The sequence below is a fragment of the Eubacterium sp. AF36-5BH genome, assembly GCF_003460505.1.
Lineage (GTDB): Bacteria > Bacillota > Clostridia > Lachnospirales > Lachnospiraceae > Eubacterium_G.
In genome coordinates this window covers 250,902-271,471 of sequence record NZ_QTVG01000003.1, presented here as the reverse complement: position 1 = coordinate 271,471, position 20,570 = coordinate 250,902, and the positions used below count along the sequence as shown (strand labels likewise).

General features: G+C 31.6%; 21 protein-coding genes. All 21 read left to right on the top strand.

Annotated features, from left to right (window positions below):
- Window positions 1-465 precede the first annotated feature (465 nt).
- The 21 genes from DW006_RS04165 (at window position 466) to DW006_RS04065 (ending at window position 20,541) form a co-directional block, all read left to right on the top strand.
- Complete coding sequence (locus DW006_RS04165; protein ID WP_117999174.1) at window positions 466-777, top strand: hypothetical protein; 312 nt, start codon at window positions 466-468, stop codon at window positions 775-777.
- A gap of 131 nt (window positions 778-908) precedes the next feature.
- Window positions 909-2,054, top strand: coding sequence for an aldo/keto reductase (locus tag DW006_RS04160; protein WP_117999173.1), 1,146 nt, complete (start codon window positions 909-911; stop codon window positions 2,052-2,054).
- A 32-nt stretch (window positions 2,055-2,086) separates the two neighbouring features.
- The gene (locus tag DW006_RS04155; protein WP_117999172.1) at window positions 2,087-2,845 is read left to right on the top strand and encodes an arginase family protein; all 759 of its coding nucleotides are present in this window, start codon (window positions 2,087-2,089) and stop codon (window positions 2,843-2,845) included.
- Between the two features lie 178 nt (window positions 2,846-3,023).
- A complete protein-coding gene (locus DW006_RS04150; RefSeq protein WP_117999171.1) occupies window positions 3,024-3,518 on the top strand; it encodes an N-acetyltransferase in 495 nt (164 codons plus the stop codon).
- Window positions 3,519-3,640: 122 nt separating this feature from the next.
- Window positions 3,641-3,913 carry a hypothetical protein gene (locus DW006_RS12410; protein WP_117999170.1) on the top strand — a complete coding sequence of 91 codons (273 nt, stop codon included), beginning with the start codon at window positions 3,641-3,643 and terminating at the stop codon, window positions 3,911-3,913.
- A 245-nt stretch (window positions 3,914-4,158) separates the two neighbouring features.
- Entirely contained in the window at window positions 4,159-5,286 is a 1,128-nt protein-coding gene (locus tag DW006_RS04140) for a tetratricopeptide repeat protein (protein WP_158561063.1), read from the top strand.
- Between the two features lie 4 nt (window positions 5,287-5,290).
- Window positions 5,291-6,394 (top strand): hypothetical protein, encoded by a 1,104-nt coding sequence (locus DW006_RS04135; RefSeq protein ID WP_117999224.1) that lies wholly within the window; start codon window positions 5,291-5,293, stop codon window positions 6,392-6,394.
- 105 nt (window positions 6,395-6,499) lie between these two features.
- The gene (locus DW006_RS04130; protein WP_117999168.1) at window positions 6,500-8,035 is read left to right on the top strand and encodes a serine/threonine-protein kinase; all 1,536 of its coding nucleotides are present in this window, start codon (window positions 6,500-6,502) and stop codon (window positions 8,033-8,035) included.
- Between the two features lie 45 nt (window positions 8,036-8,080).
- Entirely contained in the window at window positions 8,081-8,263 is a 183-nt protein-coding gene (locus DW006_RS04125; RefSeq protein WP_117999167.1) for a hypothetical protein, read from the top strand.
- A 379-nt stretch (window positions 8,264-8,642) separates the two neighbouring features.
- Window positions 8,643-9,719, top strand: coding sequence for an ATP-dependent 6-phosphofructokinase (locus DW006_RS04120; RefSeq protein WP_117999166.1), 1,077 nt, complete (start codon window positions 8,643-8,645; stop codon window positions 9,717-9,719).
- A 53-nt stretch (window positions 9,720-9,772) separates the two neighbouring features.
- Window positions 9,773-11,848, top strand: a complete 2,076-nt coding sequence (gene ppk1 / locus DW006_RS04115) for a polyphosphate kinase 1 (protein ID WP_243002574.1) — start codon at window positions 9,773-9,775, stop codon at window positions 11,846-11,848.
- Window positions 11,849-12,245: 397 nt separating this feature from the next.
- Window positions 12,246-12,800, top strand: coding sequence for a sigma-70 family RNA polymerase sigma factor (locus DW006_RS04110; RefSeq protein WP_117999164.1), 555 nt, complete (start codon window positions 12,246-12,248; stop codon window positions 12,798-12,800).
- Window positions 12,797-13,780, top strand: a complete 984-nt coding sequence (locus DW006_RS04105; protein WP_117999163.1) for a hypothetical protein — start codon at window positions 12,797-12,799, stop codon at window positions 13,778-13,780. The genes DW006_RS04110 and DW006_RS04105 overlap by 4 nt, the downstream gene beginning before the upstream one ends.
- A gap of 146 nt (window positions 13,781-13,926) precedes the next feature.
- Window positions 13,927-14,157 carry a hypothetical protein gene (locus DW006_RS04100; RefSeq protein ID WP_022165933.1) on the top strand — a complete coding sequence of 77 codons (231 nt, stop codon included), beginning with the start codon at window positions 13,927-13,929 and terminating at the stop codon, window positions 14,155-14,157.
- An 84-nt stretch (window positions 14,158-14,241) separates the two neighbouring features.
- Window positions 14,242-14,505, top strand: coding sequence for a hypothetical protein (locus tag DW006_RS04095; protein ID WP_147337634.1), 264 nt, complete (start codon window positions 14,242-14,244; stop codon window positions 14,503-14,505).
- 41 nt (window positions 14,506-14,546) lie between these two features.
- Window positions 14,547-15,347 carry an SDR family oxidoreductase gene (locus DW006_RS04090; protein WP_117999161.1) on the top strand — a complete coding sequence of 267 codons (801 nt, stop codon included), beginning with the start codon at window positions 14,547-14,549 and terminating at the stop codon, window positions 15,345-15,347.
- Window positions 15,348-15,495: 148 nt separating this feature from the next.
- A complete protein-coding gene (locus tag DW006_RS04085) occupies window positions 15,496-16,356 on the top strand; it encodes a hypothetical protein (protein WP_117999160.1) in 861 nt (286 codons plus the stop codon).
- A 40-nt stretch (window positions 16,357-16,396) separates the two neighbouring features.
- Window positions 16,397-17,818 (top strand): MBOAT family protein, encoded by a 1,422-nt coding sequence (locus DW006_RS04080; protein WP_117999159.1) that lies wholly within the window; start codon window positions 16,397-16,399, stop codon window positions 17,816-17,818.
- Between the two features lie 11 nt (window positions 17,819-17,829).
- Window positions 17,830-19,233: a hypothetical protein gene (locus DW006_RS04075; RefSeq protein WP_117999158.1), complete on the top strand. Its 1,404-nt coding sequence runs from the start codon at window positions 17,830-17,832 to the stop codon at window positions 19,231-19,233.
- A gap of 84 nt (window positions 19,234-19,317) precedes the next feature.
- Window positions 19,318-19,872: a hypothetical protein gene (locus tag DW006_RS04070; protein ID WP_117999157.1), complete on the top strand. Its 555-nt coding sequence runs from the start codon at window positions 19,318-19,320 to the stop codon at window positions 19,870-19,872.
- Window positions 19,873-20,172: 300 nt separating this feature from the next.
- A complete protein-coding gene (locus DW006_RS04065) occupies window positions 20,173-20,541 on the top strand; it encodes a GntR family transcriptional regulator (protein WP_117999156.1) in 369 nt (122 codons plus the stop codon).
- Window positions 20,542-20,570: the final 29 nt, after the last annotated feature.

The following is a 20,570-nucleotide window of genomic DNA, read 5'->3' as shown; positions in this document are numbered from 1 at the left end:
TGAAATTGAAAAAATAAAGATGATTCTCCAAAAGTACACCCCTTTTAGCAAAAAACAAGCAAAAGGGATGTATTTTTCCAAGCAGAAAATTGAAAAAATAAAGATAATTCCCCAAAAGTACACCCCTTTTAGCAAAAAACAAGCAAAAGGGATGTATTTTTCCAAGTATGAAATTAACAAAACAAAGATAATTCCCCAAAAGTACACCCCTTTTAGCAAAAAATAAGCAAAAGGGATGTATTTTTCCAAGTATGAAATTAACAAAACAAAGATAATTCCCCAAAAGTACACCCCTTTTAGCAAAAAACAAGCAAAAGGGATGTATTTTCCCAAGTATGAAATTAACAAAACTAAGATGATTCCTCATAATACATCCCTTTTGACAAAAAATAGGTCAAAGGGATGTATTTTTCCATAATAATAAATATAGAACAGAAGATGTATTGAATAATAAGCATAAGTCCATTGACAGAAACTAACAAACCACTTCAGGAACATGGAAAAATTAAGACAAAAGATGTGGATATGGCATCTACTTCTTTTGCGATGACTGTGCATTCTATGATGGATTATCAATTAGATTGTGCCGGAATGGAACAAATAAAGAATTCGGCAGAAGATGTTAGTCAGAATTATGATGAAGTTAAATATGCTAGAGAACAAAAAATGTGTGGCATGTTAGAAAATTATATAAAGTGGTTTTGCAGTGAATTTGGAGGAGATGGAAATGAAAAGAAAATCTCACATACAAAACAAGATTATCACTGCACAATATAAATTACGCAACTAACACAGTCTCCAAACAAAGTTGACGATTAATTCTTTCTAATGTAAATTAACTATAGGATTAAGTATTACATATTAACGTGAAGACAAATTTCAATTTATATGAAAGTGAGAGTGATAAAATGAAAACACGTAAGTTAGGTAAGACAGGACTTGACGTAAGTGAAATCGGGTTTGGTGGTGAATGGTTAGAACGACACCCAGAAGAAGAGGGAATCGGATTAATTAAATATGCATCTTCTAAAGGAATTAATATTCTTGACTGCTGGATGGCAGATCCAAAATCAAGAGACATTATTGGAAAAGGTATCAAGGATAATAGAAGTGATTGGTTTATTCAGGGACATATTGGTTCTACCTGGAAAGATGAACAGTATTTTAGAACAAGAGACATGAAATATGTTCGACCAGCTTTTGAAGATTTACTTAAAAGACTTCAAACAGATTATATTGATATTGGCATGATACATTACATAGATTCAGAAGAAGAATGGGAACAGATTCAGCATTCAGATTATATGGATTATGTAATGGAGTTAAAAGAAAAGAACATAATACATCACATTGGCATGAGTTCCCATAACCCAAAAGTTGCCATAAAAGCAGCACAGTCAGGGTATGTTGAGATGATTTTATTTAGTATAAATCCGGCATTTGACATGTTACCTGCAAGCGAAGATATTGACACAATGTTTGCAGAAAAATTTGATAACAACCTTAAAGGAATTGACCCTGAGCGTGCAAAGTTATACAAAATATGTGAACAGAATAATGTTGGAATCACAGTTATGAAAGGTTACGCAGGCGGTAGACTATTTGACGAAAAACGTTCTCCTTTTGGAGTAAGTTTAACACCTGTTCAGTGTATTCATTATGCATTAACCAGACCTGCAACAGCATCTATTATGTGCGGCTATGACACAAAAGAACAGGTAGATGATGCTTTGGCATATGAAACAGCTACAGAGCAGGAAAAAGACTATGCATCAGTAATCGCCAATGCTCCGTTCCATTCATACAAAGGAGAATGTACATACTGTGGACATTGCAAGCCTTGTGTGGCGAATTTAGATATTGCAATGATTAACAAATTCTATGATTTGGCGACAATGCAACCTGAGGTGCCTGCAACAGTACAATCACATTATGAACTTCTTGAACATAAAGCATCTGAATGTATTGCTTGTCATGCTTGTGAAGTACGTTGTCCATTTGGAGTAAAAATCGCAGAAAGAATGGAGAAAACAGCAAAACTATTTGGTTGCTAGAATCACATTTGCTTGTAAGGGGGCGTTTAACATTGATTAGAAGCAAAAATTACATTTTAGATTTTACACATGTATATATTGATGAGGACATACAACAAGAAAGTGGTATAAGCCTAATTGATTGTTCGGACATTGAAGGCTGTGACCTTTATTGCTCCAAGGCTGCTGAAATAGAAATAAAGAAAAGAACAGAGCAGTATGGAATTCATGGGATACATTTTATTGATTCAGGTAATTTTCATTACATAACAAAAATAAATATAGACAGAATAATGAAGCCCTTTTCATTAGTTCTATATGATCATCATACCGATATGCAGGAACCGATGATTAACAAAATGACCAGTTGTGGAGACTGGGCAGCGCAGATTATTAATGAAAATAAAAATCTTGTTCAATTGATTTTGATAGGTGCAACTGAAAATGACATAGAGCAAATTCATATTAAGAATCGCGAGAAACTTATAACTTTTTCAGCAGAAGAACTTAGGAGCGGCATAGGAAAAGATAAGCTTAGCAAAATAATGACAGATGTACCTTTTTACATTTCAATTGATAAAGATATTCTGGATAAAAATTATATTGAAACAAATTGGAGTCAGGGCCACATGCCACTTGATATGCTTGAGCATCTTTTACAGTTTTTTATTAAAGACAAAAAGATTATTGGAATTGATATATGTGGAGAATGCCAGAGCGGGTTGCCTTTTCCTGAATACATAGAGGCAGAGGAGAAAAATTCAAAAACTAATATCGAGCTATACGAATACATTAGAAAATATAGAAAATAAAACTTATTTGATATGTCGCAATTAAAGTGGTAAAACAGTTGAAAATAATAATTAAAATTTAGGTTGGAGAAAAACTGTATTATATATTTTGATAAAATGAGCAGAAAAGCTTGCAACATAGATTGTGACTTAAGAGTTAAAAATGATGACATTCATTTTGAGTTAGGAGGCAGAACAAATGAACATACTCATAAGAGAATATAATCAGAATGATTTAGAAGCAATGATTGAAATTTGGAATCAGGTTGTAGAAGATGGAATTGCATTTCCACAGGAAGAATTATTAAATAACGATACAGGAAAAGAATTTTTTGACTTGCAGACTTACAGTGCAGTGGCTGAGGATAAGGATACAGGAAAAGTGTATGGCTTGTATATTTTGCATCCTAATAATGTGGGACGTTGTGGACATATCTGTAATGCCAGCTATGCTGTTAGTAAAGAATCAAGAGGGCTACATATAGGGGAAAAGCTGGTGCTTGATTGTTTGAAGCAGGGTAAGAATAAGGGCTATGGAGTGTTACAGTTTAACGCTGTTGTTGCAACTAATACCCATGCAAGACATTTATATGAAAGACTTGGTTTTACTCAGTTAGGTATAATACCAAAAGGTTTTAGAATGAAGGATGGACATTACGAGGATATTTGCCCATATTATCACGAACTTGTTTAGATAATTTAATGAAAAATTACAGTTAGTTGCTAAATGCAAAGAATGTACATGGACTGAGAAAATATTGCAATATAGCAATATTGGTTATGTTAGAAATTAGGAGAAATATATAGGTATGGTATATGTTAAAGATTTACTTCAGTTGGAATCTTTATGGTAAGAACAATGTTTCTGTCTGTAGCATTATGTGGAATAGCAGACTATTTTCAGGTAGCATGTTTAATGTGGTATTTGACTATGTGTTTATGTTCCCTATGAATTTAGGCTTTACGGGAGTTGCGTTAGCAACGGCACTTAGCCCGATTGTTACCATGAGTATATGCACAACACATTATTTAGGAAAAAGTAATCAGGTAGAATTTTTTATGGTTTGGCCCAGGGCAGTCAGCCGTTAATTAGTCAGTGTTACGGTAGAAAAGAAACTAAAATATTAAACAACTTTTGAAATGGAGTGTGGATATCATTTCTGTCATCAGAAGTGATTACATTTACAGCGGTTATGATTGTGGCAAAGACTAACTTGAAATTCCGTAAATAAAGGTCAGTTTGTGAAAAAAAGCAATAAGTGCATGTGTTATAATACTTTAGAATTGCTGGTAGTATGTCAATAAATATTTGCATAAAGATAAGAGGAAGCAATATGGAATTTCAATATCTTCTAGAACAGAAAACAATGGATTATATTCAAAATAAAAACTTAGAATTAGTGGAAAAAAGTATGTGGAATAGTGGTGCTATTGTATATACTGTAAAGAAATCCGGCGATAACTTTGCCGGATTCTATTCACTGATAGCTATTTATTTGGAAGAAAAAGATTTTAAATTACAGGCAGAAATTTATAATTTATATAATGATAGCAGATTTAATGAAGATTTAATTCAGTGTGAAACAATTGAAGAAGAAATAGTTGATAATGGGAAATTAATCTATATAATTACAGAGAATGTTAATTCAATTATTGACATGATTTTAGATGGAAAAATAATTCTTTCTAACAAGACAGAAGAACAGAAAAAGATATGTTTATTTAATTTGCTTGCTGACATTTGCGATACCATAGTGTATGTGAAAAATAAATACAGCAATTTAAATATATACATCAATAATGAAGAATTATGTATTAACGAAAACGGTAAAGGAAAGCTCTTGTTATTTGATTTGGTAAAAAATCAAATGGCAACTAATAATGAAGCTTATGAACTTGCATATATTGGAAAAAATATTGCAAAAGGTTTAAATATTGATGTTAATATTCCGTTATTGGAAGAAAATATAGAAATGTTTAGACAGTTTTGTCTAAGGGAAATTAAATCTTGTGAAAAAGAAGAAGAAAAAAATAAAAACAAATATGAGAATAATTTAAAGAAAGCCAAAAAGGGTGATAAAAAGGCGCAATATATTGTTGGCTATATGTACGAACATGGAAAAGCTGTACCAAGAAGTATGAGTAAAGCAAAATACTGGTATGAAAAATCAGCCACAAAAAAATATACGAAAGCACTTAATAATATGGCGTATTTTTATCAAAAGGGAATACAGGTAGATAAGAGTATTGAAAAGGCAGAAGAACTTTTGAAAATCTCAGCAAAACAAAAAGATAGTGTGGCATGCTTAAATCTTGCAATAATGTACCAAACAGGAAAAAAAGGCAAAGTCGATATAGAACAGGCATTGTATTGGTATAAAAAAGCTATGAAATACGGGGATAAAGTAGCAGAAAGAATGTACAAACGTTTAATTATGCAAAAAGCAAATGAAAAAGGGTGACAAAATGGAACATATAAATACTACTGAGATGTACTATAAAGTTATAAATTGTGAAGAAGTAGATGAGTTAAAAGAAATATTAAATGCATACAGTCCATACTATTCAAAATGGAGAGATTATATAAATAATATAATGTTATCAAGGGGATTGTCTTATGAAAAGTTAGGAAAAAAATGTGGCTTTAGTAAAAATACAATAAAATCCTGGATAAAAAATAATAAAGTGCCAAAATCAAGGGAAAGCTTCATAAAACTTGGCATGGGGTTAAGGTTTAATTTACAGGAAATTAATTATATGTTACAGCGATATGGAAAATATCCTAGACTATATTCAAAATCATTAGAAGATGCTATATGTATTTATGTAATTTCACACTATCCAAAAGAAGAGAGAATTAATCCCTATGAATATTGCACTACGCTTAAGGGAAAATTTTTAGATATTTTAAAAACAAAAAACAGAAGAAAGTATTTGGCTAATTCTCAAAATGAAACCTTTGAAGTAGAAGAAAAATTAGTAAGTCTGAAAAATGAGAATGAGCTGGTCTCATTTATAAGGGAAAATGAAGTTGAATATATTAACAGTTATTACAAGTTGGTGGACTACATTGAAGCATATATAAAGGCTGAAAATTTTGGCGGTTCCTATCATAGCCTTGTAAAAGCCGAAAATCTGGATAAGGGATTTGAAAAAATGATTTCTAATTTGAAGAATTGGGGGGAAGTACCTAACAGACAAAGGTTAATTGCATTAGGAATAAAACTTAATATGTCTTATGTTGAAATCAATCAGTTACTTGATTATGCAAATATGGAAAAACTATGCCCAAAGGACAAGATAGAGTGTATAATACTTTATGTACTATCTAACATAGATATTTCTAATCCTGAATATCAGACAAATCATATGTCGTTAGTTACCAGTTACAGCAATAACCCACAAATTAAGGAACAGTGTTCACATCTTTTAAAAGAATTAACAGGGTTAAAAAATTCAGATGAAATTGAAAAAGATATGCAGTATTACATAAGTGATACTTTAAGAAACCTTGAAATGGATAAGGAAGATTATGGAATTTTAAAATTGTTTATTGGTAAAGACAATTAAAATTTATATGGAAATTAATAAGGTATTTTGTGATTAGAATATTTATAAATAAAAAATATGAGATAGTACAGCAATTACGATAAAAAATAAAAATGGGAGACAATAATGGATTCTATTTTAGGCAGAACAATATTAGGATACAATGTAATAGAAAAAATAGGTTCAGGTGGATTTGGCGATGTATATAAAGTTGAGAGAAGCAACATTGTAGGAAAGACTACAAGAGCTTTAAAAGTAATTACATTACCAAAAGATGATGAATACCTTGAAATATTAAACTCCATGGGTGGAGACAAAAACAAGACAAATGCATATTTTGAAAAAGAACTTAATCGTGTAGTTAATGAGATAAGAGTTTTTTCACTTATATCGGAGAAGGACAATCATAATATCGTTTCATATTATGAAAACGACGTAGAACAAATAGGTGAGTATAGGTATAACATATATATTTTAATGGAACTTCTTACACCGCTTAATAAATGGCTACAGCAAAATAATATTACTGTAGAGGATGGACTTAATATTGGGATTGGTATAGCAAACGGACTTGCTATTTGTCATAAGAACAATATTGTTCACAGGGATATTAAGCTAAGTAACATATTTGTTTCTAAGGATGGAGCGTTTAAACTAGGTGATTTTGGGGTATCAAAAAACATTACTAACACAACAATGGCACATACCATAAAAGGAACACCTAATTATATTGCTCCTGAAATTTATATTGGCAAAAGTAAATATGACAATACTGTAGATATATATTCGTTAGGAATTTTAATGTATTATCTATTTAACAAAAAGCGTTTTCCATATTATCCTGAGTACCCAAAGGAATATACAAGGGAAGATGAAGATAAGGCGTTTTACAAAAGAATGCAGTATGATAAACTCCCAAATCCATTGGAGGCTCCGGATAGCATTGCAAAGATAATAAAAAAAGCTGTTTCAAAATCTGACGAAAGATATCAAAGTGCAGTTGCCATTGAAAAGGACTTAATTGTGGCAAAATCAAAATTAAGCGAAAAACAGTTGAGTAGACAAATTGGTTTTGAGCCGGTTTTTGCTGATAATAACAAAATCGAAAACGAAAAGGAACATCTGTTAGTTCAGAACTTAATGGGAAAAGACTATAACAGCATCAGTTTTCAGGAGCAGGGCTTAACCATGGATGAAAGCGTTATAATATCTAAAAAGAATAACAAAAGAAAATGGTTAATTATAGCTGGTGTTATCGGTGTGGCAATATTGTTGTTTTTAATTGTGTATCTTAGCAGTTGTACAAATTCTAAAAATACTTCTGAGAAAAATATAGCCATAACAACTACTGAGAAATCAATAGTAATAAAAGAGAGTATAGTTATGGAATCTTCTGCAAAAGATACAGAATCAAATACTGAGACTACAAAAGTAAGCCAGACAACAGAAGTACAGAAAACTACTAAGAAAAAACGAAAGAAGAAAAGTCAGGTAGCTTCAGAGAAGACAACACAAGAAGTAACAACCTTGCCTTCAACAAAATCAAATAATGCATACATAAATAAGTCAGCGCAACCGTCATCAAAGAAAGTTAATACAACAAATAAACCAGCCGGTCAGAAAAAAGACAGTGCAATTGACTTTGAAAATGTGGTAGAGTAAAGATATTATTTATGATTTAGATTACTCTGAATTAGGAGGGTTACAATGAAGAAAAGTTTAACAATAGTAATTATGATAGCATTAGCCATGGCTTTAATATGGGCAGTTGTTTTTGCAATTGTTTTAAAAAGTTTAATTGTGGGATTAGCCTTCGGTTTGGCATTTGGTTGCTCAATGGCAATTGTAGCTTATGCTATAGTTAGCTCAAGTAGGAAAAATGATAAGTAATAAGTAAGGTATGTTTTTGCAGACAAGAACATATACATAATAAAAAACGATAACTCGTAAGCGATATATGCGTCGGGGTATCGTTTTTTTTAGTGTAATAGGAAATTCTTTCAGAATTTCCTATTACATTTAAAACGTTCCACCAGGGATGCACACTCGCGCAAAAGGAAAAATGTTGCTAAAGCAACATGCACTTGGTGCGTAGAATGTAATTATTTTAGAATGTTTATTAATAATATGAATAGAATAATCAATAGACAGTTTACACTTAACGTGAAATTTACTTTAAATGACACAAATATTTACAGAGAAAAAATACAATTAAAACAATGTATTAATAATACAAAATATTTGTGAAAAGAAATATTAAGGAGGAGAAGTGATGAGGGTAGGAATACTTACAAGTGGTGGTGATTGCCAGGGCTTAAATGGTGCAATGTATGGCTTGGTAAAAGCTCTTAATTTCAATTGCAAGGAGAAATTAGAGATATACGGAATTTTAGAAGGCTATACAGGCTTGATTAATGGTGATTACAAAAAAATGAAACATGAGGAATTTGAAGGAATTCTTAATATGGGTGGGTCCATACTTGGCAACTCAAGACAGCCATTTAAAAGAATAAATGATGCAGATGAAAATGGCGTTACAAAGGTACAGTCCATGATTAAAAATTATAAAAATATGGATTTAGATTGCCTTGTTGTGTTAGGTGGAAATGGTTCCCACAAAACAGCAAATCTTTTAAGTGAGCAGGGGTTAAACGTGGTGACTTTACCAAAAACAATTGATAATGACATTAACGGGACAGAAATGACTTTTGGTTTTCAGTCAGCAATTGATATAGCAACCAGAACGCTTGAAGAACTGCATACAACAGCCAAGTCACACAAGAGAATTATCATTGACGAAATAATGGGAAACAAAGCAGGCTTTTTAACTCTTTATTCAGGAATTGCCGGGGAAGCAGACATTATTTTGATACCTGAGATTCCTTATTCAATTGATAAAATAGTTGATTTTATCAATAAGAAATTAGACGAGGGAAGACGCCACATTATTATTGCGGCAGCAGAGGGAATTATATCAAAAGAAGAAAGTAAACTAACTAAGAAAGAGTTGAAGCAGAAACGTGCTACAGAGAACTATACATCAGCAGCAGTATATTTGGAGAAAAAATTAAGTGAAAAAGTCCACAGAGAAATTAGAGCAGTAGTTCCCGGTCACATTCAAAGAGGTGGCAGTCCATGTGCCTATGACAAAGTTCTAACATCAAGACTAGGGGCAAAGGGCGCAGAACTTATTTTAAATAAAGAATACGGAAGAATGGTAGCTGTTGTAAATAATGAAATTTCCAGTGTGCCATTAAGTGTAGCTGTGGAAAAGCCGAAGAGAGTTAATCCAAATGATGAAATTGTAAAACAAGTGAGAATGATGGGAATATGCTTAGGAGATTAATTGAAAAAAATTTCAAAATAAAAATTATTATAAAAAGTGAAAGAAGAAGTAATATGAAAGAAAACAAGAATACAGTGCTTCCATGTTATGACAATAGAGAGTTATCATGGTTAAAATTCAACGAAAGAGTTTTAGAGGAAGCAGAAGATGAAAGAGTACCTTTATGTGAAAGATTAACTTTTGTTAATATATTTTCAACTAACCTGGATGAGTTTTTCAGAGTAAGAGTTGGCTCAATTTATGATCAGATGCTAATTTCTGACAAGAAAAGAGAAAACAAAACTTACATGACCTCCAGTGAACAATTAGAAAGTATTTATAAAAATACAAAAGAACTTTTAAAGAAAAAGGATAGAGTTTACGATAAGCTTATTGATAAATTAAAACTATATAATATTCAGATTGTAGGTTTTGATAAGTTAAGAAAAGAAGAAACACAGTATATGGAATACTATTTTAGAACTAATGTAATGCCTTTACTTTCTCCACAAATAATCGGAAAGAAACATCCTTTTCCTTTTTTAAATAATCAGGAGATTTACGCAGTAGCCTTAGTTTCAAACAAAAACAGAGAAAAAATATGTATTGTACCATGTGGTGGTTCAATGTTTAGCAGATTAATACAGGTGTTCCCAAACAAAAACAAATACATGCTAATAGAAGAAGTTATTCTGCACTTTATGCCACAGATTTTCGAAAACTATAATGTGGAAAGTAAGTCTTTAATAAGAATAACAAGAAACGCAGATATTGATATTGATATTGATGAAATTTTTGCAGACGAAGACATTAGTTATAGAGAGTCAATGGAAGAATTAATTAGGATGAGAAAGAAACTTTGTCCTATAAGAATGGAATATTCAAGAGTTTTAGATGAAAAGGTTATTAAAAGTCTGTGTAAGGAATTAGGCTTAAACAAAAAGCAGACATTTTATTCCAAGGCACCACTTGATTTATCTTTTGTATTTAAAATACAGGATATTCTCAGAAATAATCGTGAACTGTTTTTCAAAAGAAGAGTGCCACAGATTTCTAAAAACATAGATGAAAATAAGTCGATGATGGAACAAATTGAAAACAAGGACATTCTTTTAAGTTATCCCTTTGAGAGTATGACATCTTTTATTAATTTGCTAAAAGAGGTTGCCCATAACGAAAATGTAGCTTCCATCAAAATGACATTATACAGAGTGGCTAAAAACTCACAGGTAGTAGAAGCACTGATTGATGCCGCAGAACATGGCAAAGAAGTTGTTGTAATGGTTGAGTTGCGAGCAAGATTTGATGAGCAAAACAACATAGAGTGGTCAAGAAGAATGGAGGATGCAGGTTGTCGAATTATCTATGGAATTGACCACACAAAAGTACATTCAAAAATATGCCTGATTACTTACACAAAAGACAACAAGGTAAAACATATTAGTCAGATTGGAACAGGCAATTATAACGAAAAAACTTCAAAACTTTATACAGATTTATCATTAATGACAGCCAATGAAGAAATAGCAAAAGAAGTTGGCAAAGTGTTTAACAAAATCTGTATGGAAGAGGTTATGGAAAAAACAAAACATCTTCTTGTATCTCCTAAATGCATGCAAAATAAAATTGCAGATTTAATTGATGGAGAAATTAAAAAAGTTGAAGAGGGCAAAACCGGATATATTGGCATGAAGTTTAATTCCTTAACAGACAAAGTTCTGATTGAAAAGTTAATTGAAGCATCACAGAAAGGTGTAAAAATCGACTTGGTTATTAGAGGCATCTGTTGCTTAATTGCAGGAGTTAAGGAATATACAGAAAATGTAACTGTAAAAAGTATTGTTGGCAGATACTTAGAACATTCAAGAATATATATTTTTGGAACTGAAGATGACAGAAAAATATACATTTCATCAGCAGACTTAATGACAAGAAACACTGTCAGACGTGTTGAAGTGGCAGCTCCAATTTATGATGAAAACATAAAAAAGAGAGTTAGCAAAATGTTTGACATAATGCTTCAGGACAATATTAAAGGCAGATATATGAAATCTGATGGTAAATACTATAGACCTGAAATCGCAGAAGGTGAAACATTAATAGATTCTCAAGAGTATTTCTTTGAGGAAGCTTATGGTAAAATAGAATAATTTTTTGAAATATTATATTTTTTAATTATTATATTGTTTTTTATTATATAAATAATTTTGTGATTAAGTAAAGCAAATAGTTTTGAACAAAAATGTAGCTGTGTTATAAGAATTCACAAAAAAGTTAGAACAAAAAATTTAGCTTTTTTGGGGGGATGAAGTTGTAACATGGCTATATTTTTTTTTGAAAAATTCTATTATACAAGGAACGTAAACCTGTTAAGTTGTTGATTCAAAGAGAGAAACATTATATCAAAATATGCAAATATGGAAAAATTATATAATAAGTTTTATGTTATAATTGACAATTAGAAATCCAATACCAATGGTATAATATTTTAAAATCAAGTGTAATAATACAGATCAATTTCGTAGTATAAGGTGAAGGAGGTAAAAAGTGAAAGATGAAAGAATAATTAAAGAGCTTTTTAACAGGTCAGAAGATGTTTTAAAAGTTCTAAAGGAAAAATACGAGAAGCCTTGTATGAACATTGCTATGAAATTAGTAAGTAAAGAAGATGCAGAAGAATGCGTTAATGATACCTTTCTTGCAGTGTGGAATCAGATTCCACCAAACAAGCCGGATCCTTTATGCGCATATATTTTTAGAATTACAAAAAATCTTGCCCTGAAAAAATATCACACTAATACAGCAAAAAAAAGAAATAATTATTATGATTTGGTGTTAGATGAGTTAGCAATGTGTATTCCTGACAAGGCAAATGTGGAAAGCGAGATTTTAGCAAAAGAACTGGAAAAATACATAAACAGTTTTATTGAAAGTTTAGCTGATATCGATAGGGTGATATTTGTAAAGCGATATTATTTCCTAAAGGAAATACCTGAAATTGCAATGGAAACAGGTAGAAGCAAAAATTACGTTACAGTTCATTTGCACAGACTAAGGACAAGGTTAAAGAAATATTTGTCTGAGAAAGGATGGATATTATGAGAAAAGAAGATGAAAAATTAATAAGAAAAAAACAAATGGCAGAGCACATGCTTAATTCTATTGATGCTAAATATATTAAGCAGGCAGCAGACTACAGGCCTAAAAATAATAGGAACACTGAAAGTGTTAGAAAGGTAGGAAAAACTGAAAGTGTCGGTAATGCCGAAAGCATAGGAATTGTTAAAAGTGTTAGATATGCCGGAATTGCAAAAGTAGCAATTGCAGCCTGCATAATTGTCGCATTAGTTTTATTTATAGGAAGAAATAATTTTAACAACAATAAAAATAATAATAGTTATAATGAAGTGGCACAAAGCCAATCAGTGGAAATTAAGGAAAACAACAGACTTCATTTATCAGTAGGTAAAAATGAAGAAAAGCTGCTAACAAAAGGCATGAAAGTAAATGTTGGGAAATATGAATTTTCAGTAGAATCAAGTCAGCCGGGAATTCCCATCATAGCAACTGATTCGCAGAATGGAAATTCCAAAATAACTGTAAAGTCAGACAGTGGAATTATAAGAGTGGAAAAAGATGGTGCTTACGAGACTATAGAAAAACAAACTACAATAACAAGTGGGCAGACAATTTTCTGGAGTCCAAGTCCTGGAAATGAAACAACAGCCGAGGTTGTTATATGCTTGTTTGAAAATGAAAAAATAGTTAGTGGTGTAGTTGTAAACATAATACCCTATAAAAACTCCACTTACATTGTTAAATATGTTGATGATGTGGATATTATTAATCAATATGAAGAGGTAAAAGGAAAGCTGGAAGCAGTTAAAGCATCCCAGTATGATATTGAAAAAGATTTACAAAGAGGTGCTGTGCCTGAAAACAAAATAAAGGCGGCGAAGAGTAAAAACAATAAATACAAAGGGTTTATTAAGAAGTATGAAAAGAAAATAAATGAAATGAAAAACAATCAAAAACTAGTTGATGAGTTTTTGGAAGACTACAATAAAATTACAGAAAAATAAAGAAATTTTGGAATCGTTTTCTTCTTTTACAGGATAAAGTAAAAAAGAAAACGATTTTATGTTATATATGTGCTTATATTACATTTACAGACGGGAAAAAGGAGAGTATACTGTAGCAGTAGGAATTAAAGAAGAAGGAAGGACTTATGGCAGGATATTTAATTAAAGATACAACAAAGGAAGAGAGAAGAAAAATTGTAGAGGAATCTCTTGGTAACATTGAGGCTAATTGCGATGGCTGTATGTCAGGGTTGGCTGAAATGTATGAGGATTACATTGATGGAAAAAGAGAAATAAGAGATATTAACATGGAATTTAACAGTAGATATGTTAAAGGAAATATGGATAGAGAAGATAGTAGAAGCTGTCCAATGTAAATAAATCGAGCAGTCTCAGGAAAATGTAATCATATTAATAATGAAAACAAAAGAATTTGAGTATAACAAGTAATTTGAGAAAAATTGAAAGGAGAGATAGCATTTATTGCTATTGTGAGTATTATGAACCCATTAGAAATGATGAAAATGAAAAATAAAATGACTGAATTCACAAACAGACATCCTATGTTGCCTAAATTTTTTAACAGAGCAGCTATGGAAATTAAAGAGGATACAGTTATAGACCTTGTAATAACACCAAAAGATGGAACGCCTATTAAGACTAACATCAAAGTTACAAAAGAAGATTTAGAGTTGTTAGAAACTTTAAAGAATATGAAGAATTAGTCAATAAATGATATTTATTTCAAAAGAGAGGAGATGTTAATATGGGATTTTTTAAAGACAAGACAGTAATTATTACAGGTGGTGGAAGAGCTGTTTTAAGTGATGGCAGTTGTGGATCAATTGGTTATGGCATAGCTACAGCCTATGCAAAAGAAGGTGCAAATCTTGTACTTACTGGTCGTAATGTTAAAAAGCTTGAAGATGCAAAGGAAGAGTTAGAGCGTTTATATAGTATAAAAGTTCTACCGGTTCAGGCGGACATAAGTGCATCAGCAGATAATGAGGCGGTGGTAAAGAGCGTGGTTGATAAAGCAATTAAAGAATTTGGACATATAGATGTTTTAATAAATAATGCTCAGGCTTCAGCATCAGGCGTAACATTGGCAGATCACACAAAGGACCAGTTTGACTTGGCAGTTTACTCAGGCTTATATGCAGCATTTTATTACATGAAGGAATGTTATCCTTACTTAAAAGAAACAAAAGGTTCTGTAATTAATTTTGCATCAGGTGCAGGTCTTTTTGGTAATTATGGTCAGTGTGCTTATGCAGCAGCCAAGGAAGGAATTCGTGGACTTACAAGAGTTGCAGCTACTGAATGGGGACCTGACGGCATTAATGTAAATGTTGTTTGTCCTTTAGCTTGGACAGCACAGTTAGAGAATTTTGAAAAAGCATATCCTGACGCATTTAAGGCAAACGTTAAGATGCCACCAATGGGACATTATGGAAATGTTGAAACAGAAATCGGTAGAGTCTGCATACAGCTGGCATCGCCTGATTTTAAATTTATGACAGGTGAAACAATAACTCTTGAAGGTGGACTTGGACAGAGACCATAGAGGGTTTTAAATAATATAATTATAAATACAGAAAAGGAAGAAGTATGTGGCATTTCTACTATACATCATATGCAAGAATGCTGGGAGTATATTCTGTATATAACAGGTATCCTGTTTTATAAATAAATTGAAAGGAAAAAAGGAAAAAATGAAAGGAAAAATGAAAGGAAAAAAACAAATTGCACTATTAATGTCTTTATGCCTGAGCATTGGCATGTTGAACATTACATTGGCTAACGTAAAAAATAATAATGCAGGTGTAGTAACAAAAAACGTTCAGACTTTAAGTGCAAACAAAAAAACAAAGGCTAAAAAAGTAAGCAAAAAGAAAAAAGGAAAAACAGGTTTTGTAACAAAAGAAGGTAAGAAGTATTATCTAAAATCAGGTAAAAAGCTAAAAAGCATAATTCTTGAAACAAAGAAGTACAAATATTTACTTGATAAAAACGGTGTGGTAGTTACCGGCTGGAAACAGTACAAAGGAAAATACTATTATTTTGACAGAACAAGTGGCAAAATGGCAATTAAGAAAAAAATAGATGGTATTTCTTTGGACAAGTATGGAAGGGCAAAGAAAAACAAATTAAATGCTGCCAAAATTAACACAATGATAAAGGCAAGAAAAACTGTAAACAAAGTTTGCAAAGTAAGTGACACAAAAGATCAGAAGTTAAGAAAATGTTTTGACTATATTGCAAAGGTCCCTTACAGAAGATACAGATTTTTAAAACCTATTTATCACAAAAAAGGTTGGGAGTCTACATTTGCAGATGACGTTTTTGACAAGGGTAGCGGCTGTTGTGTATCAATGTCAGCAGCATTAGCTTTTATGCTTCATGAGTGTGGTTATAGCACAGTTTATGTTGTACATGATTCAGAACACGCCTGGGTGGAATTAAACGGCAGAGTGTATGATGCTCTTTTTGCAAGAGCAAAAGATTATAATAAATATTATAATTTGTCATATGGCAATTTTAGTTGCCATCCTGTAGATAAAAGAAAAATTTAATAAATTACAAAAATAGATAAAATACAGACGGGAGAAAATTATGGTTTTTAGTTCGGCAATTTTTCTTTTTGTATTTTTACCGGTTGTATGTGCGTTGTATTTTATACTACCGGGTATGAAAACAAAAAATATATTGCTGATTATAGCAAGTTTAATATTCTATGCTTTTGGAGAGCCGGTTTATGTATTGCTTATGATTGCCTCAATCATATTTAATTATATATTTGGGCTTTTTGAAGGAAAGTTTAGTGACAGTGGAAGTATTGTTGGAAAAAGAATAGTTTTAGTGTTAGCAGTAATTGTTAATATTGGTATGTTGTGTGTGTTTAAATACACATCATTTATATTAGAGAATGTTAATTACATAGGTAACTTAAAAATCAAAATTCCTGCAATTGCACTTCCAATTGGTATATCATTTTTTACATTTCAGGCTTTATCGTATGTAATTGATGTATACAGAAATCCTGAATTAATGCAGAAGAATTTATTTAATCTAATGCTGTATGTTTCATTTTTTCCACAGCTTATTGCAGGTCCCATTATCAGATATAATGAAATTGCAAATCAGATTAATAAGCGTGAAAGTACAATTGACAAAACAGCAGAGGGGATTAGAAGATTTATCATAGGTTTAACAAAGAAACTTATTATTGCCAACGCGACAGGTTATGTTGCAGATGCAATCTTTAAACTAGATATCAGTGATTATAATTTTATTGTGGCATGGGTAGGAGCAATTACCTATACACTTCAGATTTACTATGATTTTAGTGGTTATTCTGACATGGCAATAGGTATGGCAAAAATCTTCGGTTTTGAATTTAGGGAAAACTTTAATCACCCTTATTCAGCCAAGGGTATAAAAGACTTTTGGAGAAGATGGCATATTTCCTTATCAACCTGGTTTAAAGAATATGTATATATACCTTTAGGCGGTAACAGAAAAGGTAAGTTTAGAACTGAATTAAACAAAATGATAGTATTCTTTTTAACAGGTATATGGCATGGAGCAAATTGGACATTTGTAATATGGGGCTTAATTCATGGTGTTGCAAATGTAATTGAAGATACAATTGGACAGGTAATCAAAATCAAAAACAAAATAGTAAGCAACATTATTACGTGGATTGTTGTAATTTGTGCCTTTGTTATGTTTAGGGCAGATAGTGTTATGATTGGTCTTAAGATGTTAAAGACAATGTTTACAGGATTTAATATGGGGCTAAAATCAATAAGCTATGTTGGTCAGTTACTAAGTCCATATTATGTATTTATAATATTGTTAGCAATTGCTTTTGCTTATCCCTTAAGAGAAAAAATTGTTAATGTAATCAAAAATAAATGTGGTGAGAATACATCAGGAACATTAATCTATGTTGCAGACATTTTATTTTTACTAATATGTGTTGTGGCACTTGCAACAGCAACCTACAATCCATTTATTTATTTTAGATTTTAACAGGAGAGAACATGAAGAAAAAGATATTTATAGCAATATTTTTTATTATGATATGTTTACCATCACTTGGAATGTTCTTTTATAAAACTGATATAAGTGCAGAAAAAAGAGAAGTTCAGACTTTCCCAAAAGTAAAAGAAAATGGAAAAGTAAATATGGATTTCTTTAATCAGTTAAGTGATTATTTTTCGGATAATTTCGCATTTCGTCAACAACTTATTGAGACTGATGCAGTAATAAAAAAGAATGTTTTCAAGGAGTCAGGAAACAGTGAAGTAATAGTGGGAAATAAAGGTTATTTGTTTTTTAGCGAAACCCTTAATGATTATTTAGGTCAGAACGTGTTGTCCCACAGACAAATATATGCCTGTGGAAGAGTTTTATCTCTGTTACAGGAGCATGTAGAAAACAATAATGGTAAATTTTTGTTTGTGGTAGCACCTAATAAGAATTCATTATATCCTGAATTTATGCCTGGCAGATTTGCAAAGATATCAGATAAAAACAACTATTATTACCTAAAGAAACAGCTTAAGGAACAGAAAATTAATACTGTTGATTTAAAAGGAAAATTCCTTAAATCGGGTAAGAAAGTATATCATAAACTTGACAGCCATTGGAATAATGAAGGTGCATCAATGGCGTGTGATTTTATGCTTAATAATTTAGGAAAGAAGCATTATAATTATTCAGATGAAAAGTACAGCGTAACAAAAGATTTTTCGGGAGATTTGTATGAAATGCTGTTTCCTAAAGGTAGTGAGAAGGATTACAATGTTAAGTATGATAAAAAGCATACTTATGAAGTAACATCTCACTTTAAGAAAGTAACAGATATATCAATGGCAACTGAAAACAAGGAAAAGAAAGGCTCTATTGTTATGTATAGAGATTCTTTTGGAAATGCGTTAATTCCGTTTGTAGCTGATGAATATGGAAGTGGCTATTTTACAAAGGCTGTTCCTTATGACATAAATTTGCAAAGTGAAAATAATGCTGAGGCAGTTGTAATTGAGTTAGTCGAAAGACATATACCTTCATTAATTGAGGAAGCTCCATACATGGCAGCCCCTACAAGAATTTTAAATGGAGAAGTTGTAGAAAAAGAAAATTCAGGTACTGTAAATATTGGTGACATGGAAGATTATCTCCCAATAAGCGGTCAGGTTGACGAGAAGTACATTGATGACAATGGCAAGATTTTGATTAGACTTAAGAGCAATGATAAACAGTATGTTTTTGAAGCTTTTCCTGCACCAATTAACAGTAAAATAAAAAATAAAGGTTATAATTATGGTATGTATTTGGACACTTCTTTAATAGATGGTGGCACATACGATATTGATGTTATAACTACAAAGAACAATCAGTATTATAGTTCAGGTGTGAAAACACAGCTAGAACTTGAGGAGTAAAATAACAGATTTATTTACCTCTAAGGGGAGTTTGTAATATGAGTTTGTGTAAATAAAAACTAAAGATTTAAGAGGAGAGAGAAAATGAGAAAAATTTGTGCAATGGTAACAGTAATTGCCACAATGGTATTTATGACTGCATGTGGAGGGAACAAAGAAGAAGCTACAACTGCTGTAACAACAACACAGGAAACAACAACAGTGGCACCTACAACACAGGAGCAGACAACAGTTCAGGAAACTACAAAAAAGAAGAAAAAGAAAAAAGTAAAAGAAACAACAACAGAAGAAACAACAACTGAGGCACCTACAACAACAGTGGCACCTACAACAACAGCTAAAGCAGAAAAGCAGACAACAAAGAAAGTTGCTAAAAAGAAAACAGTTGTAAAGAAAAAAACAACTACAAAGACAACAAAGAAAGCTAAAAACGAAGGTAGCTCAAACAAAAGCATTGCTAAAAAGTATGTTGGTAAGTCACTTGATTCATTAACAGCAAAAGTAGGAAACTACAAGAAAATGGAAAAATACAAGAGCTGTCTTGACGAAGGAGAATACGATGGTTTATTCTACTTTGACGGTTTTATTGTTTCTGCATCAACTAAAAATGGCAAGTGGATTATTTCAGGTGTAGAATAAAACAAATAACAGTTAATGTTTTCTTTATAGGAAATAGTATTTAACTAAAAACTGAATATTATAGGTAATGTGCAGACGTTATCTAGCATTAAAAGAAGCATTGTAAACTTTTGATTCTTAAGGAAATAGAGTTTATAAGGCTTCTTTTTTATGTAATAAGAAATCCTTTGAGAATTTCTTATTACATAAAATACGTTCCAATAGGGGCACTCGCTTGAAAGGAAATTTTTTCCTTGACAATATACAACAATACAACTACACTACATTATATCGGTAATGTGGTAGAGAGGAGGAGAAAGCTTGAAAATTGATGAAAACAGCATGATTCCCATTTATGTACAAATCGCTGATGGTATAGAAGATGACATTCTAACAGGCAGGATAGAAGAAGGTGGCACATGTTATTCCCAGGTAACCTTAGCTAAGGAACTACGTGTTAATCCGGCTACGGCTGCCAAAGGAATTAACCTTTTAGTAAATCGTGGAATTTTAATAAAACATAGGGGGCAGGCTATGACTGTGTCAGAAAATGCAATTGAAATGATTACAAAGCGTAAGCGACATGAAGAAATCGACCTGGTAGTTGACAATTTAATAAAACTTGGAAAGAAATTGTCGTTATCAAAGGATGAATTAATAGAAATCATAACAAGAAAATATGAAGACTAATTAGAAAATCAAATTATGTAGAAGGAGAA

Excerpts from the sequence above, each read along its gene's own strand:
- DW006_RS04150 (WP_117999171.1), top strand. The coding sequence starts at position 3,024 with ATGAACATACTCATAAGAGAATATAATCAGAATGATTTAGAAGCAATG.
- DW006_RS04125 (WP_117999167.1), top strand. The coding sequence starts at position 8,081 with ATGAAGAAAAGTTTAACAATAGTAATTATGATAGCATTAGCCATGGCT.
- DW006_RS04080 (WP_117999159.1), top strand. The coding sequence starts at position 16,397 with ATGGTTTTTAGTTCGGCAATTTTTCTTTTTGTATTTTTACCGGTTGTA.
- DW006_RS04085 (WP_117999160.1), top strand. The coding sequence starts at position 15,496 with ATGAAAGGAAAAATGAAAGGAAAAAAACAAATTGCACTATTAATGTCT.
- DW006_RS04140 (WP_158561063.1), top strand. The coding sequence starts at position 4,159 with ATGGAATTTCAATATCTTCTAGAACAGAAAACAATGGATTATATTCAA.
- DW006_RS04160 (WP_117999173.1), top strand. The coding sequence starts at position 909 with ATGAAAACACGTAAGTTAGGTAAGACAGGACTTGACGTAAGTGAAATC.
- DW006_RS04075 (WP_117999158.1), top strand. The coding sequence starts at position 17,830 with ATGAAGAAAAAGATATTTATAGCAATATTTTTTATTATGATATGTTTA.
- DW006_RS04130 (WP_117999168.1), top strand. The coding sequence starts at position 6,500 with ATGGATTCTATTTTAGGCAGAACAATATTAGGATACAATGTAATAGAA.
- DW006_RS04100 (WP_022165933.1), top strand. The coding sequence starts at position 13,927 with ATGGCAGGATATTTAATTAAAGATACAACAAAGGAAGAGAGAAGAAAA.
- DW006_RS04070 (WP_117999157.1), top strand. The coding sequence starts at position 19,318 with ATGAGAAAAATTTGTGCAATGGTAACAGTAATTGCCACAATGGTATTT.
- ppk1 (WP_243002574.1), top strand. The coding sequence starts at position 9,773 with ATGAAAGAAAACAAGAATACAGTGCTTCCATGTTATGACAATAGAGAG.
- DW006_RS04105 (WP_117999163.1), top strand. The coding sequence starts at position 12,797 with ATGAGAAAAGAAGATGAAAAATTAATAAGAAAAAAACAAATGGCAGAG.
- DW006_RS04090 (WP_117999161.1), top strand. The coding sequence starts at position 14,547 with ATGGGATTTTTTAAAGACAAGACAGTAATTATTACAGGTGGTGGAAGA.
- DW006_RS12410 (WP_117999170.1), top strand. The coding sequence starts at position 3,641 with ATGTTAAAGATTTACTTCAGTTGGAATCTTTATGGTAAGAACAATGTT.
- DW006_RS04135 (WP_117999224.1), top strand. The coding sequence starts at position 5,291 with ATGGAACATATAAATACTACTGAGATGTACTATAAAGTTATAAATTGT.